This window comes from Nonomuraea sp. NPDC048916, assembly GCF_040649575.1.
Lineage (GTDB): Bacteria > Actinomycetota > Actinomycetes > Streptosporangiales > Streptosporangiaceae > Nonomuraea.
In genome coordinates, this window is record NZ_JBEZFS010000040.1 from 60,977 (window position 1) to 69,361 (window position 8,385).

Here is an 8,385-nt window from a genome sequence, read left to right on the forward strand (position 1 = left end):
CGCCACAGCCCAAGCAAGGAGACCCCGTGAGGAACGAGAGCAAGACCGTCGCCGTGCTCGGCGCCGGCACCATGGGCTCCGGCATAGCCATCGTGATGGCGCGAGCCGGGCACCGGACCATCCTCTTCGACGTCAACGAGAACAACCTCAAGCGCGGCATCGAAACCGTGCACGGCTTTTTCGACAAGAGCGTCCAGCTCGGCAAGCTGGACGCCACAGCAGGCCAGACGGCCAAGGACGCCCTCGTGGGCAGCACCGACCTCGCCGACCTGGCGCCCTGCGATGTGGTGGTCGAGGCGGTCTTCGAAGACCTGCAGGTGAAGAAGGACCTGTTCGGCCGCCTCGACGAGATCGTGTCGAAGACAACGCTGTTCCACACCAACACCTCGACGCTGTCGGTCACCGGCATCGCGTCCGGGTCACGCCTGCCGGAACGGGTCGTCGGCACGCACTACTGCAACCCGGCGCCGCTGATGAAACTCGTCGAGGTGGCCGACGGACGGCACACCGCAGGCTGGGCGCACAAGGCGACCGAGGAGTTCCTCGGCTCCCTCGGCAAGGTCAGCGTCGTCACCAAGGACAGTCCGGGGTTCATCGTCAACCGGTTCCTGATCCCGTGGGAGAACTCGTGCATCCGGGCGCTTGAGGCGGGCGTGGCCACCAAGGAGGACATCGACGCCGCGGTGCTCGGCGCCGTCGGCCACCCCATGGGGCCCTTCCGGCTGCTCGACATCGTCGGCCTCGACATCCACCAGCAGGTCGCGACGCGGCTGTACGAGCAACTGCGCGACCCGCGTTTCTTCCCGCCGCCGATGGTCGAGCGGATGGTCGCAGCAGGCGACCTCGGCCGCAAGACCGGTCGCGGCTTCTACGAGTACGACAACACCCGGCTCTTCGGATCCTGAAGGAGGCAGACGATGAATCAGTTCCACAGGATCGGAGTGGTCGGTCTGGGAACCATGGGCAGCGGCATCGCCCAGGTGCTCGCCGCATCCGGCCGCGACGTTGTCGCCGTGGAGGCCGACCAGACACGAGCCGAAGCGGGCATCGCCGCCGTCGGCGCCTTCCTCGACGGTGGCGTGGCCCGCGGCAAGGTGAGTGACGACGAGAAGCGGGCCACACTTGCCCGCATCACCACCAGCACGTCGCTGAGCGACCTGGCCGACGTCGACCTCGTCATCGAGTCCGTGACCGAGAACCCGGAGGTCAAGCGCGAGGTCCTCGCCGCCGTCGCCGCCGTCGTCGGCGACGAGACCCCGATCGTGACCAACACGTCGGCGCTGTCGGTGACCGCACTCGCGGCCTCCCTGCCCAACCCCGCGCGTGTCGCCGGGCTGCACTTCTTCAACCCGGCGCCGGTGATGCGCACCGTTGAGGTGGTTCGCGCCCTGCAGACGGACCAAGACCTCGTCGCCCGGCTCGTCACGCTCGTGGACAGCTTGGACGGCAAGCAGCCCATCGTCGTGAAGGACCGCCCCGGGTTTCTGATCAACGCGCTGCTTCTTCCGTACCTCAACGACGTCATCCAGGAGTACGACGACGGGCTCGCCACCGCCGAGGACATCGACCTAGCGCTCAAGCTGGGGCTGGGGTACAAGTCCGGCCCGCTCGAGATGCTCGACATGATCGGCCTCGACGTGCACCTGCACGCCACCGAGAACGCGTACGCCGCCACTTCGGACGACCGCTACGCACCGCCCCCGCTGCTGCGGCAGATGGTTGACGCCGGCCACCTCGGCACCAAGAACGGCAAAGGTTTCCGCACCGGAGAGAAGAACACCCGATGAACCCACCGAACTACGACGACCTCCTCATCGACCGCGACGGCCCGGTTCTCACGATCACCATCAACCGGCCGCACGCGGGGAACAAACTGCGCCACCAGACCTGTCTGGAGCTGTTCGACGCGCTCCAGCGGTTCCGCCTCGACCCCAAGCTGCGCGCCGCAGTCCTTACCGGGGCAGGGGAGAAGTTCTTCTGCATCGGAGGTGAGCACGATCCGATCACGTCTCTGGACCAGTCGCAGGTCTTGCCGATCGTCGACGTCTACCAGGCGATCGACACCATCCCCAAGCCTGTGGTGGCTGCCGTGAACGGGTTCGCGGTCGGCGGCGGCAACGTGCTCCACACGGTGTGCGACCTCACGATCGCCTCGGAGAACGCGGTCTTCCGGCAGGTCGGGCCCATGGTGGGCAGCTTCGACGCCGGTTACGGGTCCTGGTACCTGGAGGACACCATCGGCCGCAAGCGCGCCAAGGAGATGTGGTACCTCAACCGTAAGTACTCCGCTGCGCAGGCACTGGCGATGGGTCTGGTCAACGAGGTCGTGCCCGTCGACGGGTTCCGTGACCGGGTCGCCACGGTGATGCGCGAAATCACCTCCCGCAGTCCGATGGCCATCGCCGGTCTCAAGGCCGCATTCTCGGCTCGTCACAATGGCGTTTCCGGCCAGGCGCGGATGGCCCATGACCAGCAGCTGACCCTCTACCTGCAGACCCGCGAGGCCCACGAGCTCAACGACTCGTTCAGCGAGCGTCGCGAACCCAAAACCGAAAGCTTCTGGTCGTGAGCTGGCTCGGCCCCGCCCTTGACGAGGAGCAGCGCGACCTGGCGGCCATGCTGGACGCCTTCGCCATCGATCGCGACGTGGTGTTGTCCGACGACGCCGAGGTCGTCAGCGGGCTCGCGACCGAGCTCGCCGAGCTGGGCATCTGGACCGTCGGTACCGACGAGCGGCACGGCGGCGGGGGAGCCGGCCGCGTCACCACCGCTGTGGCGATGGAGCGACTGGGACGCGCTTGGCCGGCCCTCGGCTGGGCGGCCACCCAGGCACATGCGGCAGTCGACGTCCTGAGCGGCGACGACCGGTTCTCCGACGTGGTCGCCGCTGTGCACACAGCCGCCGCGGCGGTCGCCGTCGTGGACGCGACGTCGCGGCAGGTGCGACTGGTCTGGTCCGTCGGGGCGCTCAACGGTTCGGTGGACCGAATCGACCCAGCCGCCGAGGCCCCCTACCTGCTGCTGCTGGGTGACGACGACACCGCGGTGCTGGTCGGACCGGAGGCGATGACCGCTCGACCGCTCGACCGGACCGGGCTGGGCGGCGCCCTGACACGATCGGTGCGGCTCAAGGACACCGTGCCCGCAGATGCGGTTCGCCGATTGACCGATGTCGACGTCGCCGCGGCACGGACACGACTGCGCCGAGGTGCCGCGGCGGTCGCCGCCGGAATCGCCGGGGCCGCCGCTGACGCCGCGGCCGCCTACGCCGCCGGCCGCCACCAGTTCGGCGGCCCCCTCACCGGCTTGCCGACCGTGCGGCAGTCGCTGCTCGACCAGGCCATGCGGACCGCGGTAGCGCTGGCGGCCGCGCTCGCCGCGGATGAGGGCTCAGTGCAGACGTTGGCCGCTACGCGCCACGCCTGCGACGCCGCGATCGAGGTGGCCGCCGCGGCTCTGCAGTCTCATGGCGGCTACGGCTACCTGACCGAGTACCCCGCCGAACGCTACCTGCGAGACGCGGTCTCGCTTCGCGCGGCGACAGACACCCAGGCTGCCGCCGCCCTCGCCGCCCGGACGCTCGTCGGCTTGGGTCCGCTCCGTGAGGGCGAGGCGTCGTGACCGGCTCGCAGCCGCAGCTCCCCCTGCACGGCGTGAAGGTCCTGGACCTGTCCACCCTGCTGCCCGGGCCCCTCGCGACCTTGATGCTGGCCGACGCGGGCGCCGACGTCGTCAAGCTCGAACGGCCGGGCCGCGGGGACGAGATGCGCACCTACGAGCCGCGCTTCGGCGAAGCGAGTGCCAACTATGCGGTACTCAACCGTGGGAAGCGGGCATACGTCACGGACTTCAAGGACCCCGCCCAGCGAGACCGGGTGCTCGAACTAGCCGCCGAGGCCGACGTCGTGCTCGAGCAGTTTCGGCCGGGCGTCGCCGACCGGCTTGGCTTGGGGTACCAGCACGTGCGTGCCGTCAACCCCGATGTCATCTACTGCTCCATCAGCGGGTACGGGCCGACGGGTCCACGGGCCACCCGCGCCGGCCACGACCTGAACTATCTCGCCGAGTCCGGCCTGCTCGGGGTGGCCACCGACAGCACCGGCTCACCCAGCCTGCCCGTGACCGTGCTCGCCGACATCGCCGGCGGCACCTACCCCGCGGTCGTCAACATCCTGCTGGCCCTGCGACAGCGAGACGTCACCGGCGACTCGGTCCACCTGCAGGTCTCGATCACCCACAACCTGCAGGTTCTCGCGTACGGCTACTTCGCCACCCATCAAGCCGGCGGAGGCTGGCCTCGCCCCGGCGCCGAACTCCTCACCGGCGGCAGCCCGCGCTACCAGGTGTACGAGACCGCGGACCACCGTCATGTCGCCTGCGCGGCGTTGGAGCAGAAGTTCTGGAGCCGACTGGTCGAGCTGGTGGAGCTCGACCCGAAGTTCCACGACGACCACGGTCAGGAGCAGGCCGTGATCAGTGCGCTGGCCGAACGGTTCGCCTCCGAGCCTGCCGATCACTGGCGGTCCGTACTCGACGGTGAGGACGTGTGCACCGTCGTCGTCGCGACGTGGGACGAGGCGGTCCAGGCGAATCTCGTCGACATCGACGCGCCCGAGCGTGTGTCCGCACCTGGAACACAGGACTCGTTCGGAACCCTCCCCAGCCCCATCTCGCCGACGCTACGTCAAGGACCCGGCACCGTGCCGTACCCCGCACTCGCCGATCTGGGCGACGAATCGCCCTGGTCCTGACGCCCGATCAACCGAAGGAGACATCCATGCGTGCTGCACTCGTCAAGGAGTTCGGCCCCCCGTCCAGCCTCGTCGTCGAAGATGTGCCCGACCTGGTGCCGGGCCCGGGCGAGGTCGTGATCGAGGTCGGTGCGGTCAGCGTCAACTTCCCCGACATTCTCGTCGTCGAGGGCACCTACCAGAATCTGCCGGAGCGGCCATTCAGTCCCGGCAAGGAAGCGGCAGGACGCGTCAAGGCGGTCGGGGAGGGCGTCGAGCGGCTCCGGGTCGGTCAGCGCGTCCTGGCGCTGGTCGAGTTCGGCGGCTACGCCGAGCAACTGCGCGTCCCCGAGGAACTGGTCATGGAGTTGCCCGACGCCATGTCCTACGAGTCGGCGGCCGCCTCTGGCCTCGTCTACTCCACGGCCTACTTCGGGCTGCTGCGCCGCGGCCGGCTGAAGCCGGGGGAGACCGTTCTGGTCACCGGCGCGGGAGGAGGCGTCGGCTCTGCCGGCGTCCAGCTCGCCAAGGCGTACGGCGCGCGGGTGATCGCGCTGGCCCAGGATGCCGCGAAGGCGGAGCTGGCCCGCCAGCAGGGTGCGGACGTCGTGCTCACCTCCACCCCGGAAACGCTGCGCGATGACCTGTTGGCGGCCACCGGCGGCAAGGGCGTCGACGTGGTCCTCGAGATGCTCGGCGGTGACTTCCTCACCCAGATCATCCGAGCGACCGCCTGGGAAGGCCGCATCGTCATCGTCGGATTCGCCTCGGGCGGTCAGAACCCCATCAAGCCGGGACACATCCTGGTCAAGAGCATCAGCATCGTAGGACTCCAGAGCAGTGACTACCGCGACCGGATGCCGGAGCTGATGCGCTCGGCCATGGCCGAGGTCTTCCAGATGTTCGTTGACGGGAAGGTCAACGCGGCGGTCGACACGACGTTCCCGCTCCGGAAGGCCGGCGACGCCCTGCAGTACGTCAAGGACGGTCGGGTCAAAGGCAAGGTCGTGTTGACGACGGGCCTGGGCTGAGCCTCACCCACCGATCCAGCCACCACGATCCGCGTGGCCGCCGCCTCGCACCATGAAAGGACTCCACGGGTGACCGCCTCGTTTCTCTATGCCGCCGTCCGTACGCCGTTCGGCCGTTTCGGCGGCGCCCTCGCCGAGGTGCGTCCCGACGACCTGGCCACGACCGCGCTCACGGGGGTACTCGACCTGGTGCCGGCGCTGGACCCCGCACTGATCGGCGATGTGATCTACGGCAACGCCAACGGCGCCGGCGAAGACAACCGCAACGTCGCGCGCATGGCGGTGCTACTCGCCGGGCTGCCCACGTCGGTGCCCGGCTCAACGGTGAACCGGCTCTGCGGCTCGTCGTTGGACGCGGCGATGACGGCGTCCCGGACGGTTGAGGCGCGTGATGCTGAGGTCGTCGTGGCCGGCGGTGTCGAGTCGATGACACGGGCGCCGTGGGTGCTCCCCAAGCCCAAGCGCGGTTATCCCGCGGGTGATGTCAGCGCCGTCTCCACGACGTTGGGGTGGCGGCTGGTCAACGAACGTATGCCGAAGGAGTGGACGGCCTCCCTAGGTGAGTGCAACGAGCAGCTGGCTGATAGGTATGCCATCTCCCGTCAGCGGCAAGACGAGTTCGCGGCGCGCTCGCACCAGCTCGCCCACGCCGCCTGGGAATCCGGGTTCTACGACGATCTGGTCGTTCCGGTCGAGAACACCGGGCTGCGCAAGGACGAAGGCATCAGATCTGACTCATCCCCCGAGACGTTGGCCGGGCTAAGACCCTCGTTTCGACCCGACGGGTCCATCACGGCAGGCAACGCATCCCCTCTCAGCGACGGGGCGGCCGCCCTGGTCATCGGGTCGGAGGGAGCCAGCTCGCTCATCGGTTCCGACCCGGTGGCCCGCTTCGCCGGCCGGGGAGTCCATGCGCTGAACCCCCAGGACTTCGGATTCGCACCGGTCGAAGCGGCCAATATCGCCTTGGCGAGGGCGGGGATCAACTGGTCCGATGTCGGCGCGGTCGAGCTCAACGAGGCCTTCGCCGTGCAGTCACTGGCTTGCATCGACGCCTGGAAGATCGACCCCGACATCGTCAACACCAAGGGCGGGGCGATCGCGATCGGGCACCCGCTTGGGGCCTCGGGCGCACGCCTTCTCGGCACGCTTGCTCGACGCCTTGCCTCCGAAGGGGAGCGCTGGGGCGTCGCAGCCATCTGCATCGGCGTAGGACAGGCCCTCGCCGTCGTACTGGAAAACGTCACCAGCACAGGAGAGTGATCATGACACAGTCCAACAGCGCTCCGTCGACGGTGGGGGTGTACGGAGGCGGACGCATGGGCGCAGGCATCGCACACGCGTTCCTGCTGGCCGGCGCCAGAGTGCGGATCATCGAAACCTCCGATGACACCGTCCAGGCCGCCCGCGACCGCGTGGAGAAGAGTGTGGCGAACGCCGAGCGACGGGGGAAGCTCCCTGCGCCCGCGGCCGAGCTCCTCTCGAGGCTGATCGTCACCACGAACCACGCCCAGCTGCAGGCGTGTGCCCTGGTGATCGAGGCAGTCCCAGAGGACCCCGACCTCAAGCGGCGAGTGCTGCGCGATGTGGAAGACGTCGCGACGGATGCCGTGCTCGCTACCAACACCTCCAGCCTGTCGATCGACGATCTCGCTCGAAACCTGGTCCGACCGGAGCGCTTCGTCGGTCTGCATTTCTTCAACCCTGTGCCGGCCAGCGAGTTGGTGGAGGTCGTCGTCGGCGCCAAGACCTCACCGGACCTCGTTGCGGAGGCGCAAACCTGGGTGACCGCCCTCGGTAAGACCGCGATCACGGTGAGCGACTCGCCAGGGTTTGCCAGCAGCCGACTGGGGGTGGCCCTGGCCCTGGAGGCGATGCGGATGCTGGAGGAGGGAGTCGCGTCGGCAGACGACATCGACACAGCCATGACGCTCGGCTACAAGCACCCCCTGGGTCCCTTGAAAACGACCGACGTCGTCGGGCTCGACGTCCGACTCGCCATCGCCGAACACCTTGCTCGCGAACTGGGAGATCGCTTCGAACCTCCCAGCATCCTGCGCGAGCTGGTTGCCGCAGGACACCTCGGGCGCAAGACGGGCAAGGGTTTCTACAACTGGTGAGCCCCGGCTCCGCCGCCACACCGGTGATCTCCGTAAAAGTTGACGAGTGCACCCGGCTATGGCATTCTGAAGGCGGCACCGAGGTTGACACCTATAGTAAACGTGGACATACGTTTGCAATTTGCGTTATGCTGCTGCTTCGCGCTGCCTCTCGACGCCCCGGATTTTGCCGGGGCGTTTGGCGTGCGCGCAGTTCGATTCCATCCGTGCCCTCCCGAAGGACATCTGTTGGCAGCCTCGCGCAACGCTTCCGCCGTACCCGCCGGTCCCCGTCGCGTCTCTTTTTCGCGTATCCAGGAGCCCCTCGAAGTTCCTGACCTTCTCGCCCTGCAGACCGAGTCTTTCGACTGGCTGCTCGGCAACGAGAAGTGGAAGGGCCGGGTAGAGGCGGCTCGCCAGGCCGGGCGCAAGGACGTCCCGACCCAGTCGGGCCTTGAGGAGATCTTCGAAGAGATCAGTCCCATCGAGGACTTCTCGGGGACCATGTCCTTGTCGTTCCGCGAC

9 protein-coding genes are annotated in these 8,385 nt (G+C 68.2%); all 9 read left to right on the forward strand.

Translation table 11 applies throughout. From position 1 onward, the window contains the following. Positions 1–26: 26 nt before the first annotated feature. Entirely contained in the window at positions 27–905 is an 879-nt protein-coding gene (locus AB0C16_RS32805; RefSeq protein WP_357688679.1) for a 3-hydroxyacyl-CoA dehydrogenase family protein, read from the forward strand. A 12-nt stretch (positions 906–917) separates the two neighbouring features. Then, a complete protein-coding gene (locus AB0C16_RS32810; RefSeq protein WP_357688680.1) occupies positions 918–1,787 on the forward strand; it encodes a 3-hydroxyacyl-CoA dehydrogenase family protein in 870 nt (289 codons plus the stop codon). Further along, a complete protein-coding gene (locus tag AB0C16_RS32815; RefSeq protein WP_357688682.1) occupies positions 1,784–2,569 on the forward strand; it encodes an enoyl-CoA hydratase-related protein in 786 nt (261 codons plus the stop codon). The genes AB0C16_RS32810 and AB0C16_RS32815 overlap by 4 nt, the downstream gene beginning before the upstream one ends. Further along, positions 2,566–3,621, forward strand: coding sequence for an acyl-CoA dehydrogenase family protein (locus AB0C16_RS32820; protein ID WP_357688684.1), 1,056 nt, complete (start codon positions 2,566–2,568; stop codon positions 3,619–3,621). Before AB0C16_RS32815 ends, AB0C16_RS32820 begins: the two co-directional genes overlap by 4 nt. Further along, positions 3,618–4,751, forward strand: coding sequence for a CaiB/BaiF CoA-transferase family protein (locus tag AB0C16_RS32825; protein ID WP_357688686.1), 1,134 nt, complete (start codon positions 3,618–3,620; stop codon positions 4,749–4,751). Before AB0C16_RS32820 ends, AB0C16_RS32825 begins: the two co-directional genes overlap by 4 nt. A 26-nt stretch (positions 4,752–4,777) precedes the next feature. Continuing rightward, positions 4,778–5,761, forward strand: coding sequence for an NADPH:quinone oxidoreductase family protein (locus tag AB0C16_RS32830; RefSeq protein WP_357688688.1), 984 nt, complete (start codon positions 4,778–4,780; stop codon positions 5,759–5,761). 69 nt (positions 5,762–5,830) lie between these two features. Further along, complete coding sequence (locus AB0C16_RS32835) at positions 5,831–7,024, forward strand: thiolase family protein (RefSeq protein ID WP_357688690.1); 1,194 nt, start codon at positions 5,831–5,833, stop codon at positions 7,022–7,024. A gap of 2 nt (positions 7,025–7,026) precedes the next feature. Further along, positions 7,027–7,881, forward strand: coding sequence for a 3-hydroxyacyl-CoA dehydrogenase family protein (locus tag AB0C16_RS32840; RefSeq protein ID WP_357688692.1), 855 nt, complete (start codon positions 7,027–7,029; stop codon positions 7,879–7,881). 228 nt (positions 7,882–8,109) lie between these two features. Beyond that, positions 8,110–8,385: hypothetical protein (locus AB0C16_RS32845; RefSeq protein ID WP_357688693.1), on the forward strand; the 276-nt coding region annotated here is incomplete at its 3' end.

Bases quoted from the DNA above. Each gene is read 5' to 3' on its own strand.
- AB0C16_RS32815 (WP_357688682.1), top strand. From the start codon at position 1,784: ATGAACCCACCGAACTACGACGACCTCCTCATCGACCGCGACGGCCCG.
- AB0C16_RS32840 (WP_357688692.1), top strand. From the start codon at position 7,027: ATGACACAGTCCAACAGCGCTCCGTCGACGGTGGGGGTGTACGGAGGC.
- AB0C16_RS32810 (WP_357688680.1), top strand. From the start codon at position 918: ATGAATCAGTTCCACAGGATCGGAGTGGTCGGTCTGGGAACCATGGGC.
- AB0C16_RS32830 (WP_357688688.1), top strand. From the start codon at position 4,778: ATGCGTGCTGCACTCGTCAAGGAGTTCGGCCCCCCGTCCAGCCTCGTC.